Raw genomic sequence first — 19,287 nt, 5'->3', positions numbered from 1 at the left:
AGAAGCAACGGTAGGTAGGCAGCGGCATGATTGCGCTGATTGTCGCGCCCCCTACTCGCAGAGCTCGTGGGGGGACCCCCAACTGGCGCTCGCTCATGCCGCTCCCCCAGTGATCGACACGGAGTCCGCATCATCGGACTCGGCCAGTTTGACCTTGACCTTCTCGGCCAAAGACGTCGGCAGATTCTTGCCCACAAAATCGGCCCGGATCGGCAGCTCGCGGTGACCACGGTCGATCAGCACGGCGAGCTGGACGGCCTTGGGACGGCCCAGCTCATTGAGCGCATCGAGCGCGGCGCGGATCGTGCGTCCCGAGAACAGCACATCGTCGATCAGCACGACAACCTTGCCGTCGATGTCATCGGGAATCTCGGTGTGCTCCAGCGCGCGAGCAGGCTTGAGCCGCAGATCGTCGCGGTACATCGTGACGTCGAGTGCGCCGGCAGTGATCTGGCGCCCCTCGACGTCGGACATCCGTTCGGCGATCCGGCGGGCGAGATGGACGCCGCGAGTCGGGATACCGAGGAGGACGAGTCCGTCGGAGTCACGGTTGCGTTCCAGGATCTCGTGCGTGATGCGGGTCAGAGCCCGGGAGATGTCCTGGTCGTCGAGGACTGTGCGAGCATCGTCGCTGCTGTCGTCGTGGGCATTGCCAGCACGTGAAGCGTCCGTAGGCGCGACCATGACTGACCTCCTTCTCCGCCTCTCGGGACGGCCGTTAAAGGATGTCGTTGAACGGCCTCAGCCTAGCAGCGTGAGCGCCCTCACTCCGACACGGCCCGCCCACTCCTTGAGCATCCCGATGCTAGGTTTCCCATGCTTCGATGTGCCTGCGCACCTGACAGTTGAGGATCGACGAATGACAAGTGCCCACCACGAGATCTCCGCGCTGCCGGTCGTCATCCCGCTGGCTGCACTGCTCTTCGCCGTCATGCTGTGGCGGCTGCATCGCCGCGCTGCATGGTCGATCCCTCGGGTCGTGGTCGCCGCCGCGTTGTGCGTCTACGGCGCCGGAATCGTCGCCAACACGATCTTCCCGATCCTGATCGGCCAGGACGCCTACCGTCCGCCGTGGGACGCATTCATCAACCTCGTCCCCTTGGCCGACACAGAACCGTTCGACATGCTCAGCAATGTCCTGGTTTTCATGCCGCTCGGCTTCTTGTTGCCACTTGTGACCCGCGCACGCACGTCAGGGCGCGTAGTGCTCTACGGATTCTTGATCAGCCTGACGATGGAGGCGGCCCAGTTCGTCAATGCCGTCACAGGTCACGGCGGCCACATCGCCGACATCAACGACCTGCTGGCCAACACCCTCGGCGCCGTCGTCGGGCACGCTCTCTTCCGGGCCTGCCTGCGCATACCGGCCGCTCGCCGATTGGCCGACGCCGCGAGTTGGAAGAGCGCCACGGGAGCCGACCAGCTCGCGGTCTCTGCAATTGCAGAGACCGACCGTGACGCCCCCTGACCGATTGGCGCGTCTGATTTGGGCTGTGGCATGATGTACACGCTGCTTCGGCAGCACTTGCGGACGTAACTCAATTGGCTAGAGTCTCTGCCTTCCAAGCAGAATGTTGCGAGTTCGAGTCTCGTCGTCCGCTCCACCACGAAGGGCCCCTCATCGAGGGGCCCTTCGTTATTTCGGTCGAGAATCGGCGAGGATCAGCTCGTCAGGTCCTTCATCATTTTCAGCGTTTCCGGTGATCCGTTGACGATCATGGTCGTGACGAGCGAGTCGTGCCAAGGTGCGATGTCCTCGGCGATCTTCTCGCGCGGCCCGATCAGCGAGATCAGCTCGACCATCTCCAATGTCACGGCCTTCTCGGCCTCGGCCTTACGCCCTGACAGGTAGAGGTCCTGGATCTTGTCGCACTGCTCTTCGTAGCCCATGCGGTCGAACACGGCCTTGTGGAAGTTGGCCCCCTTGGCACCCATGCCGCCGATATACAGCGCCATCATGGGACGGATGCGGTCGGCGGCCGCGTTGACGTCGTCGTCGACCTCGACGTTGACCATGCAGGCGACTTCGAAGTTGTCGATCGTGTTGCGGGCGCCTTCCTTGGCGAAGCCCACACCGAGCGCCTCACGGTAGTGCGCGTCGTCGGTCGGGGCATAGAACAGCGGCAGCCAACCATCAGCGATCTCCGCGGCCAGCGCGACGTTCTTGGGCCCTTCCGCAGCAAGCAGGATCGGGATGTCGGTGCGCAGCGGGTGGATCGTCGAACGCAACGGCTTACCGAGACCCGCGCCGCCTTTGAAGGGGATCTGGAAGAACTCGCCGTCGAACTCGACCTTTTGGCGCTCCATGGTCTGGCGCATGATCGCGATGTACTCGCGCGTGCGGGCCAGCGGCTTGGGATACGGCTGTCCGTACCAGCCCTCGACGACCTGGGGACCCGATGCTCCGAGGCCTATCATGACCCGGCCGCCACTGAGGTGATCCAGCGTCATGGCCGCCATCGCGGTCGCGACCGGCGTACGGGCCGACATCTGGGCGATCGCCGTGCCGAGCTTGAGATTCTGCGTCGTCGCTCCGTACCAAGTCAGCGGCGTCAGGGCGTCCGAGCCGTAGGCCTCCGCCGTCCACATCGAATCGAAGCCGAGATCGTCGGCGGTGCGAACCAGCTCCGCCATGCCCGGCGGCGGGCCGGCAGACCAGTAACCGAGGGAAAGACCTAGCTTCATATGTGACCTCCTGGGAAGTGATGACTCCCACAGATTGCCATATCTATTGCGCAACCAGTTGCATAGGTCGAAGATTTCTCAGAAATCAGCCATCCGGTCCAGGATCAGGACCGCCCGATCGTCATCGCCCGACTTGACCAGTTTGAGCAATCTGCGCGGTGCGTCATCGAATCCGCTCGCCACGACAGTCGCCGCACTCGCACGCAGCCATTCGATACCGCTCGTGAAGTCCTGGGTGCGGGACTCGACAACTCCGTCGGTGTAGAACATCAGCGCATCCCCGACTTCGAGTCGTCCCGTCGTCTGGACGAAGTCGGGACGCTTCATGATCCCCAGCGCCGTACCACGCGCACCGTCGACATCCCAGACCTCGCGGTGATGATCCCACCGCAACGCCGGCGGATGACCTGCATTGATGATCGAGTAGTCACCCGACCTCATGTCGATCACGACATGCACGGCGGTCGCGAATCCCTCATCCCAGTTCTGTCGCATCAAGAACTCATTGCCCGCGGAGAACAGGCCGTTGGGCGGCAGCGCGCCGATCAATCCGCCGAGCGCTCCGGCGAACTGCAGCGACTGGGTGCCGGCTCCCACACCTTTGCCGCACACGTCGACCAACACCATCTCGAGTCTGCTCTCGTCCTCCGACAAGTTGGCGACCAGGAAGTCCCCCGCGAATTTGGCCCCGCCGGCCGACAACATGGCACTCTGCGCCCGCCAGCCGTCGGGTAGCGCCGGGACGACGCCCTGGGCCTGCAGTTTGTCGCGCAGATCGACGAGCATCGCCTCGCCCAGCGGACCCGGCAGGCCGCTGCGGTGCCGGCTCGATTCGTAAAGGACCAGAACCGCGGCCAGCGCCATGACTGCCAGGGTGCTGATCCTGCCCGCCGTGATACCCGGCTCGTGTCGTTCGGTCGCCTCCAGATAGGCGTGGGTCACCGTGATCGCGACACAGACGAAGATGAACAGCACGAGCAGCAACAGCGGCCGATACCGCAACGCCATGGTCCCCAGCAGAAGCGGGATGACGAAAACGACCGCTGGAAACGTGTCATAGCTGAGGACCGAACAGCCCAGCAACACCACCGACATCGCGGCGAGGACCGCGAAGACCGCGACCTGCCCCTCGGACGTCCCGGTGCGCCAGCGCACGATGCGATCGTCCAGGTACCCGGCCACGGTCGGCAGCGATCGTCGTAAGCTTGGCATCACCGGAGAAACACTAGCGACGTTATTGGCATGACGGGCACCAGAACAGATTTCTGGCGGCCACGACACGCCGCCTGATCGCGGTGCCGCACACCAGACAGCCTTGCGCATCACGTCGGTACACGTAGACCTCTCCCCCGTGATCGTCCGCCCTGGGTTCACGTCCCATCGCCTCAGGCTCATGCTCGGGTCGCACCGTGTCGATGCGCCCACGTTCGACACCCACCTGCATGAGCTCGACCAGATCTGTCCAGATCGCGTTCCAGCGGACCTTGGAAATTCGTCGGCCCGCGGTCATGGGCGCGATCTGCTGCCTGAACAACACCTCTGCCCGGTAGACGTTCCCGACACCGGCCAGCACGGATTGGTCCATCAGGAGTGTCGCGATGGGCGCCGACGAACCGTGGATCCTGGTCCACGCACGCTCGGGATCGGCGTCAGCCCGCAGCGGATCCGGACCGAGGCGCGCCACGATCGCATCAACCTCGGGAGGCGTGAGCAGACGGCAGGCACTGGGTCCCCGCAGATCGGCGGTGTGATCGGACTCCAGCCGCCACCTGACCTGCCCGACGACAGGTCGGTCGACGCCCTGCGAGATCACGAATGTGCCGTACAGCCCGAGGTGCACGTGGACCTGCTCTGGAAGGCCCGCGAACGAGACGAACAGATGTTTGCCGTAGGCCTCTGCGCCCTCCATGACCTGTCCGTCGAGACGGGCCGACTCCGCCGCGAAACGTTCCTGCGGGCTCGACGACCTGACGAGCCGGCCCGCATAGGCCTCGGACAAGTCTCCGGCCAGGCGATGGAGAGTGTGCCCCTCAGGCAAATGTGCCCGTTTCCTCGTACGACAGCAGCATGTCGATACGGCGCTGATGGCGAGCCTCGTCACTCCACGGGGTCGTCAGGAAGGCTTCGACGATCGCGGTGGCTTCGTCGGCGGTGTGCATCCGCGCACCGACCGAAACGACCTGCGCATTGTTGTGCTGCCGGGCGAGTGTGGCCGTCTCGATGCTCCAGGCGAGGGCCGCGCGGGCGCCTTTGACCTTGTTGGCCGCGATCTGCTCACCGTTGCCGGAACCACCGATGACGATCGCCAGCGAGTCGGGCTCGGCGACGGCAGCGGCGGACGCTGCGACGCAGAACGGCGGATAGTCATCCAGCGCGTCATACGTGTGAGCGCCGTGGTCGACCGGCTCGTAGCCATGGGCCGAAAGCCAGGAGATGAGGTGGGTCTTGAGCTCGAAGCCGGCATGATCTGCCGCAATGTGGACGCGCATGCCCCGATTCTCCCAGTCGTATCGGTCGACCCGTCAACTGGCTCCGACGAGCTCTCGCACGAACTTGGCGAAGGCCTCGGCGGACTGCTCGCCGTCGAAGTCACCGAGCACATAACGTTTTCGCTCGGCCCGTGCCTGCGCCAGTGGATCGGCGATCAGCAGATCGTCGAGAACCTCGTCGAGGTTCGACAGATCGCCCAACAGGACGTAGCCGGTCTCGGCGACCGAGAACTCCGCCCGGAAGTCTTCGACCGAGGCATGCATGCTCGTCATGGCATAAGGCTTGCGCGACTGCAAGAAGTCCGACACGACGCTCGAGACGTCGGAGATCAAGGCATGTGAGTGGTTGGCACAGTCGGCGACCGACCATTCCTTGTCGATCTTGCGACCCCAGCGATGTCTTCGCCCCGAGGCCGTACGGTCAGCCCTCAGGATCGCCTGGATCTCACGCACTACGGCCTTGCGGATGCGCCAGCGATAGCTCAACGGGTGGGGGCGGAAGATCACGGTGACGCCGCGATCGATCAAGGCCTGAACGATCTGCGGACCGCGTTCGAGAGAGGAGAAGTTGACCGCCTCGTCCAGTCCCTGCCAGGTCGGTGCGTACAGGACGACTTTCGGGTCCTTCTCGGCGATCGGCTGTTTCATCGACTTGACCGCCGAGGCCTGCGGGCGGCCGAGGATCGCGAACTTCTCCGGATCGATGTGGATACCGTGACGCTCGTACCGGTCGATTCCGGCCTGGCCGCACACCACGAGCCTGTCGTAGTTCGCGTGCCGCGGATTGAAGTTGGCGGGCTTGTCGGAGTCACCATGATTGAGCCAGACATGCGTGAGTCGCTCGTGGGCCATGAAACCGGCATTGGCGCGCGCATTCTGCACGTAGAAGACGGCCTTCAGTGAAGGCACGAGCAGCTGACCGAGGTCTTTGAACCCGCGCGATCCCAGCTGCACGAACGGCGATGACAAGCCGGCGTCCTTCAGGATCATCCCGGCGTACTTGGGGTGCAGGCTGATCACGACATTGCGTTCGCCCGAGCGCAGGATGTAGGGCTCCCACATGCGCAACTGCCACGGTCCGCCCGACCGGCCGGCAAAGCCCATCGCGGTCGTCGGCGCATAGGCCGCGAGCCCCCGCTTGACGCGTCGGCTCTGCCTCACGTACCTCAGCGCACTGTCAGCGGCCACGAGCCAGGCCAGGGCCGCCCCGACCGCGAGAGCTGCGAACACCCAGGCACCCGCGCCAACAGCCACGAGCACTGCCGCGAGCACCACGACGGCACCGGTCACGACGGGATATGCGATGGCCGGAACTTTGCTTGGCGCACTCGGGCCATCGGGCACTCCCGGCAGGCCGTGCGACCACGGAGGGCTGTCGGTGATGGTCGGATCGAATCCGGACGCCGCACCGAGCAGTACGAGCACACCGACCGCGACAAGTCCGCGGTCGAGCACCACCGCGAGCGCGATCAGAACCACGAAGACCAGGACCGCAATCGTCTGGAGTACCGGCAGACGCCTCGTCGGCTGGTCTTCAGTCACCCGGACAGTATGCCAGTCAGCGTCGACGGGCCCGGTGCGTGTCGAGCAGGGCACCCACGAACGTCACCGCCGAGCGCGAACCGTCGAATACATCAGGCTGCCGCCAGAACGAGTGCACCATGCCGAGCGCTCGATGTGCGGTGACCTCGACCCCGGCCGCCGCGAGTCGTGCGGCGTACTGCTCGGCCTGGTCGCGCAGGACGTCGTACTCACACGTCAGCACGAATGCCGGCGGATGCTGGTCCAGATTCTCCGCGCGCGCCACCGAGACCTCTGGGTGATCGCCGAGCTCACCTGGTGCATAGCCTTCCCAGAACCAGTCCATCGCGACATCGCCGAGCGTCGAATTGGCCAGTTCGGACAGCAGTTCGGCCCGGCGATCCACCGGCGGGTACATCAGCACTTGGAAGTCGAGCAGCCGCGGATCGCGCACAGACAGCCCGGCGATCAGATTGGCCCCTGACGAGTCGCCGATTCCCGGTAGGAACGAGGCATCGATGCGATGCGTCCGATCGTGTCGGCGCAACCAGCGCGCTGCCGTCTCGACATCGTCCAACGGTGCCGGGAAAGGATGCTCGGGTGCCAGCCGGTAGTCGACCGCCAGCAGCGCCCACCCGGTCTTGTGAGCCAGGTACCGGCAGAACGCATCGTGGGTTTCCAGGTCGTGCATGACCCAGCCGCCGCCGTGGACGTACAACGCCACCGGCGCCCCCTGCTTGGGCCGGTAGAGCCGGCAGGGGACGCCGTCCGCGTCGACGTCGATGACGTAGTCGAGTCCGATCCGGTCACCGGACATCGCGGCTGCTTTCGCCTCAGCGCGCAGCGACACGAGGTCTTCAGGACGCCACGGTTCAGCGCCTTCGATGACGGTGTCCAACAGCGCCTGCGCCTGTGGGTGAAGAGTCATGGCACGAGACTAGTCAAAATCAGTCGAACGACAACTCGCCCTTCCGGGTCCGCTTGAGCTCGAAGAAGTCCGGGAACGCCGCAAGTGCACGGGCGCCGTCGAACACCGAACCGGCCGTCTCACCCTTGGGGATGCTCTGCAGGACCGGGCCGAAGAACGCCGAGCCGGCGATCTCGATGACCGGGGTGCCGACGTCCTCGCCCACCTTGTCGATGCCGACTTGATGGGAAGCCCGCACCGCGTCATCGAGCGACGGGTCGTCGGCGGCCTTGGCCAGCTCGACCGGCAGGCCTGCCGCAGCAAGGGATTCCTCGAACATCGCGGTGTCGAACTCCCGACCCTCGTTGTGGTGACGTGTGCCGATCGCGGTGTAGAACTCACGGACCGCGGCGCGGCCGTGTTGCTGTTCGACCGCGATCGCGATCCTGACCGGGCCCCAACCGCGTTCGATCATCTCTTTGTACTCGTCGGGCACGTCTTTGCCCGAATTGAGCACCGAAAGGCTCATGACGTGGAAGTGCGTCTCGACATCGCGGACCTTCTCCACCTCCAGCATCCAACGCGACGTGATCCACGCGAACGGGCACAGCGGGTCGAACCAGAAGTCGACGGTCTCTTTTCCAACAAGTTCAGTTTCAACAGCGTCAGTGGAAGTCATGACGGGTGCAACACCGGATGACCCGCCCGCATTTCCTCGACCAGGGATCCGACCACGGCGTCGAGCTCTCCGGCGTTGATCGCGGCGACCCGTCGCTGCCGCTGATACGACGCCCCGCGCGCGATGATGTCGTGGATCCCGGCCAGTTCGTCGACACATCCGAGGCGATCCGCCACGGGTTCGAGTCGGTCGAGCCAGCGATGCAGATCGGTCGTGACGAGATCTTCATTGCCCTCTTTGTCGAGGATCAAGATCGCGTCCATGCCGTAGCGGGCCGACCGCCACTTGTTCTCCTGCGCGAACCACGGCGGGATCGTCGGAAGCTCGCGACCTTCGTCGAGCTGGGTCGAGAAGTACTCGACCAGGCAGTGCGTGAGGGCAGAGATGCTGAGCAGCTCGGACATCGTCGGGATCCCGTCGCAAACCCGCACCTCCAAGGTGCCGAACTTCGGCGACGGTCGAAGGTCCCAGCGAATCTCGTCGAACGAATCGATCACGCCGGTGTGCAGCATGTCGTCGACATAGCGTTCGAGCTGGCTCCACTCCTCGAACTGGAATGGCAGCCCTGCTGTCGGAAGCTGTTGGAACATCAGAGCGCGGTTGGAGGCGTAACCCGTCTCACGGCCACCCCAGAACGGCGAGGACGCACTGAGTGCCTGCAAATGTCCGTAGACCGTCAGCAGCGCCCGACTGATCGGGAGTACTTTGTCACGATCCTCGATGCCGACATGCACGTGCACGCCGTAGATCAGCATTTGCCGGCCCCACCACTGGGTCCGGTCGATCAACCGCGCATAACGTTCTTTGTCGGTGACCTTTTGGTGATTCCAGGCCGCGAACGGATGGGTTCCGGCACACATCAGCTCGACCCTCAGCGGATCGGTGACGGTCCGGATCTCGTCGATCGCACGTTGCAGGTCAGCGCCCGCCTCGGCGACGTTGGCGCATATGCCCGAAACCACTTCGACGGTGTTGAGCAACAGCTCCTGACGGATGTGCGGATGCTGGTCGAGACCTCGCGGAACGACCGCATCGAGCACCGTCTGGGCCACCTGGCGCAGATCACCGGAGTCCGAATCGACGAGAGCCAGCTCCCACTCGATGCCGACCGTCGAGCGTCTGGACTGCGCGAAGGCAATGGGCATGTCCCTATCCTGCCCGAGTCTTGGCACATCACCCGCTTCGCCCAAACTCCGGGACCGTGAAAGCATGGCGATATGCCTGGTACGAATCTCACCCGCGAAGAAGCCAGCGAGCGCGCATCTGTCGTCTCCACCGAGACCTACGACGTGCAGCTCGACCTCACCCTCGACTCAGAGACCCGCTTCGGCTCGGTCACGACGATCGATTTCGGGGGCACCCCCGGCGCCTCGACGTTCGTCGACCTCGTCGATGCCGAAGTCTCGTCGATAACGCTCAACGGAAGCCCGGTCGACACCGCGGCGTACGTCGACAACCGCATCGCGCTGTCGGACCTTCAGGAGACCAACACCCTGGTCGTCGAAGCGACATGCGCCTACTCGCGCTCCGGCGAGGGTCTGCACCGGTTCGTCGACCCCGCCGACGACAAGGTGTACCTCTACACGCAGTTCGAGGTACCGGATGCCCGTCGCGTGTTCGCGACATTCGAGCAGCCCGACCTCAAGGCCGTGTTCACATTCCACGTCACCGCGCCGTCACACTGGGCCGTCGTGTCGAACTCCCCCACCCCTGAGCCCGAAGGCGCTGCGGAGGGCACGAGCACGTGGCACTTCGCGCCGACCAAGAAAATGTCGACCTACATCACGGCCCTGATCGCCGGCGAGTACGTCTCAGTCACCGACTCCTACCGTGGCGCCTACGACGAGATCCCGCTCGGAATCTTCTGCCGTCAGTCGGTACGTGAACACCTCGACGCCGACGACATCTTCCTCATCACCAAGCAGGGCTTCGAGTTCTTCGAGGGTGCCTTCGAGATGGCGTACCCGTTCGGCAAGTACGACCAGCTGTTCGTGCCCGAGTACAACATGGGTGCGATGGAGAACGCCGGAGCCGTGACGTTCCGCGACGAGATGATCTTCCGCAGCCGGCAGACCGTCGCGGCCTACGAGAGCCGCGCCAACACGATCCTGCACGAGATGGCGCATATGTGGTTCGGCGATCTCGTGACCATGAAGTGGTGGGACGATCTGTGGCTCAACGAGTCGTTCGCCGAGTTCGCGGCCTCGCACGCCTCGACCAATGCGACCCGCTTCAAGGACTCCTGGACGAGCTTCACGAATGCCCGCAAGAACTGGGCCTACCGCCAGGACCAGCTGCCGTCGACGCACCCCATCGCGGCCGACAACTACGATCTGCACGCGGTCGAAGCCAACTTCGACGGCATCACGTACGCCAAGGGCGCCTCGGCGCTCAAGCAACTCGTGGCCTGGGTCGGCGAGAAGGACTTCTTCGCGGGTCTGCGCGCCTACTTCGGCAAGCACGCGTACGGCAACACCGAGCTGAAGGATCTCCTGGTCGAGCTCGAAGCCGCTTCGGGACGCGAACTCGGCGACTGGGCTGCGGAATGGCTGCAGACGTCCGGTGTCAACACGCTGCGCGCCGAGTTCGAGACCGACGCCGATGGCATCTTCACGTCGTTCGCGGTGCAGCAGTCGGCCATAGAGGCGTACCCGACGCTGCGGCGTCACCGCATCGCGATCGGCCTGTACAACCGTGTCGATGGAAAACTCGTACGTACCCACCGGGTCGAGACCGACATCCGCGGCGCGTCGACCGATATCGCCGAGCTCATCGGTCAGCAGCAGCCCGACCTGATCCTGCTCAACGATGACGACCTCACGTACGCCAAGATCCGCCTCGACGAGCGCTCGTTCTCGACGCTGGTCGAGAGCATCGCGACGTTCACCGAATCGCTGCCACGTGCCCTGTGCTGGGGTTCGGCGTGGGACATGACCCGCGATGCCGAGCTGTCGGGTGCCGACTTCGTCACGTTGGTGCTGGCCGGTGTGGGCTCTGAATCCGATCTGACCGCAGTCGGTTCGCTACTGCGTCAGGGCAGCGGCGCGGTCCACTACTACACGAGCGATGCGGCACGTCCTGCCCTCGCCGCCCGCTGGGAGAAGGGGCTGCACGACCTGGTCGTTGCGGCCGAGCCCGGCAGTGACCACCAGCTCGCCCTCGTGCGCGCCTTCGCGTCGGCCGCGACCGACCCGGCGCACGTGCGGGCACTGCTGGCCGGTGAACTGGAGGGCCTCACGATCGACACCGATCTGCGCTGGACCCTCATCACGGCGCTGGCGCGTCTCGATGACGCCGACGAGGCACAGATCGCTGCCGAGCAGGAACGGGACAACACGATCTCGGGCCAGGAGCGCGCGGCCGCGGCTCGCACGATCCGTCCGTCCGCAGCTGCCAAGGAGGCGGCCTGGCAGGTCGTCGCGGTCGATCCCAAGACGCCGAACGAGACTCGACGTCAGACTGCGGCCGCATTCCAGGTGCCGGGTCAGGCCCAGATCTTGGAGCCCTACGTCGACCGGTACCTCGAGATGGCCAATACCGTCATCGACGATCTCGGTGTCTGGATCGGTCAGGTCGCCCTGATCCATCTGTTCCCGCTCGCCAATCCGTCGCAGTCGGCGTTGGAGAAGGTCGACGCCTGGCTCGCCACGACAACCGCGAACGCTGCCGCGATCCGCTACGTCTCCGAGGGCCGCGACGACCTCGCCCGTGCGCTCACGGCGCAAGCTGCGTTCTGACACTGTGGACCTCACGTTCCGCGGACGACGACTGGTGCGTGATCGCGCGCTTGTCATGGCGATCGTCAACCGCACTCCCGACTCGTTCTTCGACAAGGGTGCGACGTACGCCGACGGCGCGGCACGTGAGGCAGTACGGCAGGCGTTAGCCGAGGGCGCCGACATCATCGACGTGGGCGGCGTCAAAGCCGGTCCCGGTGACGCCGTCGACGTCGACGAGGAGATCCGCCGCACGGTCCCGTTCCTGGCGGCGGTGCGCGAGGAGTTTCCCGACGCCGTCTTGAGTATCGACACCTGGCGCGCCGAGGTCGGCCGGCAGTGCGCCGCCGCGGGAGCCGACATCATCAACGACACGTGGGCCGGCGCGGATGCCTCTCTCGGCGATGTCGCGGCCGAGTACGGTCTGGGATTCGTGTGCTCGCACACCGGAGGCGCCGTCCCGCGCACCCGCCCGCATCGGGTGCACTACGACGACATCGTGGGCGATGTCATCGCGCAGACCACCGCCGCTGCCGAGGCGCTCGTGGCCCGCGGCGTCCCGCGCGAGGGCATCGTGATCGATCCGACGCACGACTTCGGCAAGAACACCTGGCACGGTCTGGAACTGCTGCGCCGGGCCGACGAGCTCGTGGCGACCCGGTGGCCGGTGCTGATGGCTTTGTCGAACAAGGACTTCATCGGCGAGACGCTCGGCCGTCCGGTCGACCAGCGCCATGAGGGCACCCTCGCGGCCACGGCCCTCGCGGCCGATCGGGGCGCCGCGATCTTCCGCGCCCACGACGTACCGGGCACATTGCGTGTCCTGGAGATGATCGCCAGCATCCGCGGCGACCGGGTGCCGGCCCGGGTGGTGCGCGGCCTTGCCTGATCCCTTTGCCCAGACCTCGGCCTGGTTCGGCTCCCGCACGTATCGCTGGGACCAGTTCGACCCGGCGGCACTGTTGATCGCCAAAGGGCAGACGCGGGTCAGCATCCTGATCCCGGCCAAGGACGAGGCCGCCACGATCGGTGCGATCGTCAAGACGCTACGCACCGAACTGATGGAGCGGATCGCCTTGGTCGACGAGATCATCGTGATCGACTCGCACTCCAGCGACGACACGTCCGATATCGCCAGGACCGCCGGTGCCACAGTTTTCCACGTCGACCAGGTGCTGCCCGAGGTCGGCAGCCGCCGCGGCAAGGGCGAGGCGATGTGGAAGGCACTCGCGGTGATGTCGGGCGATATCGGCATATATCTCGACGCCGACGTCCAGGAGTTCACCGCCGACTTCGTGATCGGCCTGCTGGGCCCGTTGCTGTCCGATCCCGAGACCGTGTTCGTCAAAGCGTTCTATGACCGCCCCTGGTCGTCAGGACCGGCCCGGTCGTCGGGCGGCGGACGGGTCACTGAACTCGTCGCGCGACCGCTGATCCTCGATCGGGCCCCCCTGCTGGCGGGATTCGTGCAGCCCCTCGCCGGGGAGTGCGCATTCCGGGTCGAGGCTCTCCGCGCCGTCCCCTACGTCTCGGATTACGGCGTCGACATCGGTCTCATGATCGATGTGCTGCGCAATCACGGCCTCGACGCGATGGCACAGGTCGATCTCGGACTCCGGTTGCACCGCCATCAGGATCTCGCGGCGCTGAGCGCGATGGCCCAGCACGTTCAGGCCGCCTTCGAACTGCGCGGCGATCCAGCCTCCGATCACGCCGTCGACAGCACCGCCGTGGTGTTCCACCGCGACGGTGCCGCGATGCAGATGTCGAAACGCTCAACCACGACGTACCAGCGTCCCCCGATGGACGAGGTGGTGGACGCTCCGTGACCTCGCAAGATCTTTCGCCCGGCCGCAGCTCGTTTCGGCGGACGGCGACCGTGATCTCGATCCAGCAGCTCGCCGGCGGTCTCGGCACGGCGTTGCTGGCCGTCCTGACGCTCGCGTGGATGCTCGTGGTCCTCACCTTGTCCGTGGTCGGTATCGGGCTGCTTCTCGTGCCTGACGCACTCCGTAGATTGCGCGCCACCGCCGATCGAGAGCGGGCACGGCTGAGCTCCTGGGGTCCGGAGGTGGTCGGAGCCCCGCCGGGTCCGTCTCAGTTGCGGCCGGCCATCCGCGATCAGATGATCCGTCGTGAGGTCACGTGGCTCGCCCTCCATGCCACGGGAGGCCTGCTGATCGGTCTGGTCGGGATCCTCCTGCCAGTTTTCGTGGTCCGCGATCTGACCTTCCCATTGTGGTGGTGGCTTGCACCCGACGGGGAGGCCGCGGCCGCCTTGTGGTTCTGGGTCATCGACTCTTGGGCAGGTGCCTTTCTGGTGGCGGTGTCAGCGGCCGGGTGGCTCGTGCTGACGATCGTGCTGTGCCCACGACTGGCCCGACTCCAGGCGACCAGCGGCCGCAAGCTCCTTCCCCCGCCGCCCGGGACCGATCTGCCCCTGCGGATCGCGGTGCTGACTGCCAGCCGTGCCGCGGCGCTCGACGCGCATGCCACCGAGCTGCGACGTATCGAACGCTCCCTGCACGACAGCGCACAGAACCCTCTGGTCGCCGCCACCGTCATGATCGGAGCCGCCCGCCGCAAGCTCTCGAAGGACGTCCGCGGTGCCGACGAGCTGCTGGAACAGGCCCAGACCGCCGTCGAGCATGCTCTCGGCGAGCTGCGCTCCACGGTCCGGGGAATCTTGCCACCCGTCCTGGCCGACCGGGGGCTCGATGGGGCCATCTCGGGTCTCGCGACGACGTCCGCGGTCCCCACGACCGTCGATGTCACAACTGGAGTGCGTTGTCCCGCCTCCATCGAGGCCAGCGCCTACTTCATGGTCGCCGAGGCCCTGACCAACGTCTCTCGTCACAGCCAGGCGCATCTGGCATCCGTGACCGTGCACATCATCGACGGCCACCTCGACATCGTCGTCGCCGATGACGGACGTGGCGGCGCGGACGAGACCGGCGGATCCGGGCTCACCGGTATCCGCCGGAGGATCGAGGCGCACGACGGGACGCTCGACGTCAACAGTCCCAGCGGCGGACCGACGATCTTGCACGCGAGGCTGCCATGCGGATCGTGATCGCCGAGGACGACCCGCTGCTCCGCGAAGGTCTGGCCTTGCTGTTGCGGGCCGAATCGCTCGACGTCGTGGCGACGGCAGCGAACGCCCCCGACTTCCTGACAGCGATTGACGAGCACCGACCAGACATCGCCGTCGTCGATGTCCGTATGCCGCCGACCCACACCGACGAAGGAATCGTCGCTGCCGTCGAAGCCAGGAACAGACAGCCGGGCCTGGCGATCCTTGTACTGTCCGCCTACGTCGAGCAGGCATTCGCGACCGAGCTGCTCAGCCACGGCGTCGACGGTCTCGGCTATCTCCTGAAGGAACGCGTCGGCCGGGTGGAGGAGTTCCTCGACGCGCTGCACCGTGTGGCTTCGGGCGGGACATCGCTGGATCCGGAGGTCGTGGCGCAACTGCTCACCCGCAACAACCGCGATCCTCGGCTCTCGCGCCTCACTGGACGCGAGGACCAAGTCCTGGCGCTGATGGCAGAGGGACTCGGCAACAGCGCCATCGCCGACCGGCTCTTCATCACCGAAGGCGCGATCCACAAGCACGTGCGCAATATCTTCGCGAAGCTCGATCTGGCGCCGGACGACCGGGCCGATCGACGGGTCGCCGCCGTCCTGCAGTATCTCGGACGCTGACCTCCACTTCGAGGTAGTGCAGGCTGTACCACGATTCGGGTAGCCGACGGGATCGTGGCGGACGTCCCGGGCTCGTAGCGTCGATGACGTACATTCCCACACGTCAGGACGCTCACATGTTCACTCCTCCCGCACCTCGAACCGCCCACCGTGTCGTCCGGGCCATTTTGTGGTCATTGCTGGTCATCAGCGTCTTCGGCAACTCCGTCGCGTCGCTCGGCGATCCGGGCCTGGCGGTCCATCTGGTGTTCGGGCTCGTCAGCGCGGTATGCGCCGCAGCGCTGATCGCCGACTGGCGACGGTCGCGCGCATGAACGACGTCCAACCGGCCATCGAGCTGATCGACGTGACCCGGACCTACGAAGGTGGCGTGCGCGCTCTGCACGACGTCTCCCTTGCCGTCGGTCGCGGGGACTTCCTCGCCGTGATGGGACCGTCCGGATCGGGCAAGTCGACACTCATGCACTGCGCCGCTGCGCTCGACCTCCCCACCAGCGGCAGCGTCCAGATCGATGGCCATGAGACCCGCGCTCTGAACGAGACCCGCCGTACCGAGCTACGGCGTGAGCTGGTCGGCTTCGTCTTCCAGTCCTACAACCTCGTCCCAGCGCTGAGCGTCGCCGACAACATCACCCTTCCGCTGAGGCTCGCGGGGCGCGAACCGGACGCCGACTGGGTCGCCTCGCTCGTGGAACGGGTCGGGCTGAGCGGCCGTCTCTCGCACCGTCCAGCCGAGCTCTCCGGCGGGCAGCAGCAACGTGCAGCCATCGCACGAGCGCTGGTCACCCGGCCCGCCGTGGTGTTCGCCGACGAGCCCACCGGTGCTCTCGATCTGCGAACGGCCAATGACGTGCTCGATCTGTTCCGCGATGTGGCCGACGAGCTTCGACAGACCGTGGTGATGGTGACCCATGATCCCGCCGTCGCAGCTCGTGCCGACACCGCAGTCGTCATGGCGGACGGATGCATCGTCCACACCGTGCCCCGACCCGACGCCGCCGATCTGGCGAACCACCTCATCGCCTTGAGCCGGGACTGAGACATGATCACGCTCGCGATGCGCATGGCTCGTCACCGCCTCACCTCGTTGATCGCGGTGGCCTGCGCCGTCCTCGGCGGGGCCGCCCTCGTCACCGCCACCGGCGTGCTGGCCGAATCGGGCCTCCGATCCCACGCGCCGACCGGACGCCTCGCCGGCGCTGACATCGTGGTCAGTGGGAAGCAGAGCGTGGACGCGTCGGCGGACTTCGCTGCCGCCCTTCCGGAACGCCATCGGCTCTCCACCAGCCTGGCGGCTGATCTCCAGGACGTACCCGGCGTCCATCGCTCAGTCGGCGACATCACGTTCCCGGCCGCGCTCCTCGACACGGACGGGAGGATCGTCGACACGACGGATCTGCGGGCGTCCGCCGCACACGGCTGGTCATCCACGCACCTGCTGGGCGAACACCGGACAGACGGCACACCGCCGTCGGCCGACCATCAGGTCGCTCTCGGTTCCCGGGCGGCCTCGAGCGCGCAGGTGACCGTCGGTGACCTCGTTGGCGTCGCGGCTGCCGGACGCCCCCCGCAGAACTATCGGGTGTCGGCGATCATCGACGGCGCCGGTGACGATCTCTTCTTCTCCGATCGGACCGCGACCCGGTTGGCGGCCCTCGACGGTCGCTCGGTGACCCGAAGCATCGACCTGATCGGCCTACGGGTCGACCGGGGGTCGACCGAACAGATCGCGTCGGTGATACGCCGTGAGGTGCGCGGTTCCGGCCTGGTCGTATCGACCGGTGCCGTCCGTGGCGACGCCATTGCCCCAGACGTCGCGGCCGCCCGGAGCACGCTGTTGCTCGTGGCCGGCTCGCTGGCAGGAATCGTCATGATGCTCGTGGGATTCGTCGTCGCCGGAGCTGTGGCGGTCTCGGTTGCCGGACAACGTCGATCGCTCGCCCTGATCCGGTCCGTCGGTGGCACCCCCCGCCAAGTTCGCCACCTCGTCGCGGGCGAGGCCACCGCGATCGCCCTGCTCGCCATGGCTCCTGGGCTCGCGCTCGGGTATCTCCTCGCCGGTCAGCTCGGTCGGCTGCTGAGAGCTGTCGACATCCTGCCCGCCTCTCTGCCCCTGACGTTCAGTCCCCTGCCGGCCGCTGCCGCTGTCGTGTCGATGGTCTGCGTCGTCCAACTGTCGGCCCGAGCAGCCTCCTGGCGGACGTCGCGGCTCGCACCCACACGCGCCGTCGTTGAGTCGTCCAGTGCTGCTCGCTCCGGATCGACTATCCGCGCGCGCGTCGGCGTACTCACGATCCTGGCCGCAGTGACCCTTTCGGGCGCGCCGCTGATCGTCACGTCCGAGATCAGCGCAGCAATGACCTCGACAGCCGGGATCGTCGCGGCGATCGGCCTGGCCATCGCGGGCCCTGCTCTCCTTCGTCGTGCGGGCGACGCGATCGCCGCCCGGGTACCGCGACGCGCTTCGGCCACGACTTGGCTCGCGATAGCCAACATGCGCGTGTTCGCCACGCGGTTCGCGGGTGTCATCACGGCCTCGACGATGCTGATCGTCTTCACGCTGACCTATGCGCTGTCCCAGACGACGCTGCTGCAGGCCACGGCCGACTCCGAGCATGCTGGGACGTCGGCCCAGCACCGCATCACGGCCGACCAGCTCGGCGGGGTGCCCCGCGACGTCGTGGACCAGGTGCGCGACCTGAGCGGGGTCCGTGATGCCGCACCCGTATCGAGGACGTCCGTCGTCTGGCCACACCGCGTGCTGGGTGAGCTTGAGATCACGGCCGAACCGGCCATGATCCTCACCCCCCAGGCCCCGGGCGTGCTCGATCTGGACGTACGGCACGGGAGCCTGGAAGCGCTTGAGGGTGACACCGTCGCGGTCGGCCGAGATATTGCGGATTCACGAGATGCCGCAGTGGGTCGATCGGTCGATCTGACCCTGGGTGACGGATCCGAGGTCCGAGCGCGCGTTGTCGCGGTCTATGACCGGACCCTCGGTTTCGGTTCGATCGTGTTGTCCCGCGACCTCGCTGAGGGGCACACGACCTCCGGCCTCGACCAGAGCGTCCTCGTCCGAGTCGACGACACTCCGAACGCGGCCCGAGCTCTCGAATCGTTCACCGCGTCCCGGCCCGGCCTGAGCATCGGGTCCACCCGCGACGACACCGGTCAGTCGCTCGCATCGCCTACCCTGTGGCTCAACATCGCGACCATTGCGGTGCTGCTGGGCTACTTGTCGCTCACGATCGCCAACCGCATCGTGGCGACGACCGCACAGCGTGGTGGCGAACTGTCCGCGCTGCGTCTGGCCGGAGCCACCCGGCGCCAGATCCTGGCGATAACACGTCGGGAGGCGTTGATCGCCGGTGCGATGTCATCGATCGCCGGATTCGCCGTGGCGGCGTTGCCCTTGGCCTTCCTCGGCATCGGGTTCCTCGGTCGTCCGTGGCCGGCAGGGCCGATATGGCTGATGCCTGCGACGGCCTTATTCATCGTCGTTCTCACAACCGCCTCAGTCGAGCTGCCCGCCAGGTCGCTCCTGCGATCCTCACCCCTGACGTCGAGAAGTTGAGTCCCCGAGTG

General features: G+C 66.1%; 18 protein-coding genes and 1 tRNA gene. 10 read left to right on the top strand and 9 right to left on the bottom strand.

Annotated elements, in window-relative coordinates; all coding sequences use genetic code 11:
• Positions 1-93: 93 nt before the first annotated feature.
• Positions 94-684 (bottom strand): bifunctional pyr operon transcriptional regulator/uracil phosphoribosyltransferase PyrR, encoded by a 591-nt coding sequence (gene pyrR, locus ACXJKC_RS19595; protein WP_456698429.1) that lies wholly within the window; start codon positions 682-684, stop codon positions 94-96.
• A 175-nt stretch (positions 685-859) separates the two neighbouring features.
• Here pyrR and ACXJKC_RS19590 point away from each other — a divergent pair, with 175 nt between their 5' ends.
• Positions 860-1,468, top strand: coding sequence for a VanZ family protein (locus ACXJKC_RS19590; RefSeq protein WP_456698428.1), 609 nt, complete (start codon positions 860-862; stop codon positions 1,466-1,468).
• A gap of 59 nt (positions 1,469-1,527) precedes the next feature.
• Positions 1,528-1,604: transfer RNA gene (locus tag ACXJKC_RS19585), tRNA-Gly, on the top strand.
• 58 nt (positions 1,605-1,662) lie between these two features.
• Here ACXJKC_RS19585 and ACXJKC_RS19580 read toward each other — a convergent pair.
• From ACXJKC_RS19580 to ACXJKC_RS19545, 8 genes are all read right to left on the bottom strand, one after another.
• Positions 1,663-2,685, bottom strand: a complete 1,023-nt coding sequence (locus tag ACXJKC_RS19580; protein WP_456698427.1) for an LLM class F420-dependent oxidoreductase — start codon at positions 2,683-2,685, stop codon at positions 1,663-1,665.
• 78 nt (positions 2,686-2,763) lie between these two features.
• Positions 2,764-3,897 (bottom strand): PP2C family protein-serine/threonine phosphatase, encoded by a 1,134-nt coding sequence (locus ACXJKC_RS19575; protein ID WP_456698444.1) that lies wholly within the window; start codon positions 3,895-3,897, stop codon positions 2,764-2,766.
• A 22-nt stretch (positions 3,898-3,919) separates the two neighbouring features.
• Entirely contained in the window at positions 3,920-4,723 is an 804-nt protein-coding gene (locus ACXJKC_RS19570; protein ID WP_456698426.1) for an Fpg/Nei family DNA glycosylase, read from the bottom strand.
• Positions 4,716-5,174, bottom strand: a complete 459-nt coding sequence (locus ACXJKC_RS19565; protein ID WP_456698425.1) for a ribose-5-phosphate isomerase — start codon at positions 5,172-5,174, stop codon at positions 4,716-4,718. The genes ACXJKC_RS19570 and ACXJKC_RS19565 overlap by 8 nt, the downstream gene beginning before the upstream one ends.
• Positions 5,175-5,207: 33 nt before the next feature.
• Complete coding sequence (locus ACXJKC_RS19560; RefSeq protein ID WP_456698424.1) at positions 5,208-6,716, bottom strand: CDP-glycerol glycerophosphotransferase family protein; 1,509 nt, start codon at positions 6,714-6,716, stop codon at positions 5,208-5,210.
• Between the two features lie 16 nt (positions 6,717-6,732).
• The gene (locus ACXJKC_RS19555) at positions 6,733-7,623 is read right to left on the bottom strand and encodes an alpha/beta hydrolase (protein ID WP_456698423.1); all 891 of its coding nucleotides are present in this window, start codon (positions 7,621-7,623) and stop codon (positions 6,733-6,735) included.
• Between the two features lie 19 nt (positions 7,624-7,642).
• Positions 7,643-8,281 (bottom strand): mycothiol-dependent nitroreductase Rv2466c family protein, encoded by a 639-nt coding sequence (locus ACXJKC_RS19550; protein ID WP_456698422.1) that lies wholly within the window; start codon positions 8,279-8,281, stop codon positions 7,643-7,645.
• Positions 8,278-9,426 (bottom strand): glutamate--cysteine ligase, encoded by a 1,149-nt coding sequence (locus ACXJKC_RS19545; RefSeq protein WP_456698421.1) that lies wholly within the window; start codon positions 9,424-9,426, stop codon positions 8,278-8,280. The genes ACXJKC_RS19550 and ACXJKC_RS19545 overlap by 4 nt, the downstream gene beginning before the upstream one ends.
• 72 nt (positions 9,427-9,498) lie before the next feature.
• Here ACXJKC_RS19545 and pepN point away from each other — a divergent pair, with 72 nt between their 5' ends.
• The 8 genes from pepN (at position 9,499) to ACXJKC_RS19505 (ending at position 19,276) form a co-directional block, all read left to right on the top strand.
• Positions 9,499-12,018: an aminopeptidase N gene (gene pepN, locus ACXJKC_RS19540; RefSeq protein WP_456698420.1), complete on the top strand. Its 2,520-nt coding sequence runs from the start codon at positions 9,499-9,501 to the stop codon at positions 12,016-12,018.
• Positions 11,990-12,886, top strand: a complete 897-nt coding sequence (gene folP, locus ACXJKC_RS19535) for a dihydropteroate synthase (RefSeq protein WP_456698419.1) — start codon at positions 11,990-11,992, stop codon at positions 12,884-12,886. Before pepN ends, folP begins: the two co-directional genes overlap by 29 nt.
• Positions 12,879-13,826 (top strand): glucosyl-3-phosphoglycerate synthase, encoded by a 948-nt coding sequence (locus tag ACXJKC_RS19530; protein ID WP_456698418.1) that lies wholly within the window; start codon positions 12,879-12,881, stop codon positions 13,824-13,826. The genes folP and ACXJKC_RS19530 overlap by 8 nt, the downstream gene beginning before the upstream one ends.
• Positions 13,823-15,070 carry a sensor histidine kinase gene (locus ACXJKC_RS19525; protein WP_456698417.1) on the top strand — a complete coding sequence of 416 codons (1,248 nt, stop codon included), beginning with the start codon at positions 13,823-13,825 and terminating at the stop codon, positions 15,068-15,070. The genes ACXJKC_RS19530 and ACXJKC_RS19525 overlap by 4 nt, the downstream gene beginning before the upstream one ends.
• Positions 15,058-15,702 carry a response regulator gene (locus ACXJKC_RS19520; RefSeq protein WP_456698416.1) on the top strand — a complete coding sequence of 215 codons (645 nt, stop codon included), beginning with the start codon at positions 15,058-15,060 and terminating at the stop codon, positions 15,700-15,702. The genes ACXJKC_RS19525 and ACXJKC_RS19520 overlap by 13 nt, the downstream gene beginning before the upstream one ends.
• Positions 15,703-15,818: 116 nt before the next feature.
• Positions 15,819-16,016, top strand: coding sequence for a hypothetical protein (locus ACXJKC_RS19515; RefSeq protein WP_456698415.1), 198 nt, complete (start codon positions 15,819-15,821; stop codon positions 16,014-16,016).
• Positions 16,013-16,741: an ABC transporter ATP-binding protein gene (locus tag ACXJKC_RS19510; protein ID WP_456698414.1), complete on the top strand. Its 729-nt coding sequence runs from the start codon at positions 16,013-16,015 to the stop codon at positions 16,739-16,741. The genes ACXJKC_RS19515 and ACXJKC_RS19510 overlap by 4 nt, the downstream gene beginning before the upstream one ends.
• A 3-nt stretch (positions 16,742-16,744) precedes the next feature.
• Positions 16,745-19,276, top strand: a complete 2,532-nt coding sequence (locus ACXJKC_RS19505) for an FtsX-like permease family protein (protein ID WP_456698413.1) — start codon at positions 16,745-16,747, stop codon at positions 19,274-19,276.
• The last annotated feature ends 11 nt before the right edge of the window (positions 19,277-19,287 follow it).

The sequence above is a fragment of the Aeromicrobium sp. P5_D10 genome, from assembly GCF_054049535.1.
Note: the sequence above shows the minus strand (reverse complement) of the source record. Positions and strands in the feature narration are given on the sequence as shown.

What these genes read in the sequence shown, in the direction of transcription:
- pepN (WP_456698420.1), top strand. Translation starts at nt 9,499, where the DNA reads ATGCCTGGTACGAATCTCACCCGCGAAGAAGCCAGCGAGCGCGCATCT.
- ACXJKC_RS19520 (WP_456698416.1), top strand. Translation starts at nt 15,058, where the DNA reads ATGCGGATCGTGATCGCCGAGGACGACCCGCTGCTCCGCGAAGGTCTG.
- ACXJKC_RS19510 (WP_456698414.1), top strand. Translation starts at nt 16,013, where the DNA reads ATGAACGACGTCCAACCGGCCATCGAGCTGATCGACGTGACCCGGACC.
- ACXJKC_RS19575 (WP_456698444.1), bottom strand. Translation starts at nt 3,897, where the DNA reads ATGCCAAGCTTACGACGATCGCTGCCGACCGTGGCCGGGTACCTGGAC.
- ACXJKC_RS19515 (WP_456698415.1), top strand. Translation starts at nt 15,819, where the DNA reads ATGTTCACTCCTCCCGCACCTCGAACCGCCCACCGTGTCGTCCGGGCC.
- ACXJKC_RS19555 (WP_456698423.1), bottom strand. Translation starts at nt 7,623, where the DNA reads ATGACTCTTCACCCACAGGCGCAGGCGCTGTTGGACACCGTCATCGAA.
- ACXJKC_RS19580 (WP_456698427.1), bottom strand. Translation starts at nt 2,685, where the DNA reads ATGAAGCTAGGTCTTTCCCTCGGTTACTGGTCTGCCGGCCCGCCGCCG.
- ACXJKC_RS19545 (WP_456698421.1), bottom strand. Translation starts at nt 9,426, where the DNA reads ATGCCCATTGCCTTCGCGCAGTCCAGACGCTCGACGGTCGGCATCGAG.
- ACXJKC_RS19505 (WP_456698413.1), top strand. Translation starts at nt 16,745, where the DNA reads ATGATCACGCTCGCGATGCGCATGGCTCGTCACCGCCTCACCTCGTTG.
- ACXJKC_RS19565 (WP_456698425.1), bottom strand. Translation starts at nt 5,174, where the DNA reads ATGCGCGTCCACATTGCGGCAGATCATGCCGGCTTCGAGCTCAAGACC.
- ACXJKC_RS19590 (WP_456698428.1), top strand. Translation starts at nt 860, where the DNA reads ATGACAAGTGCCCACCACGAGATCTCCGCGCTGCCGGTCGTCATCCCG.
- pyrR (WP_456698429.1), bottom strand. Translation starts at nt 684, where the DNA reads ATGGTCGCGCCTACGGACGCTTCACGTGCTGGCAATGCCCACGACGAC.
- ACXJKC_RS19550 (WP_456698422.1), bottom strand. Translation starts at nt 8,281, where the DNA reads ATGACTTCCACTGACGCTGTTGAAACTGAACTTGTTGGAAAAGAGACC.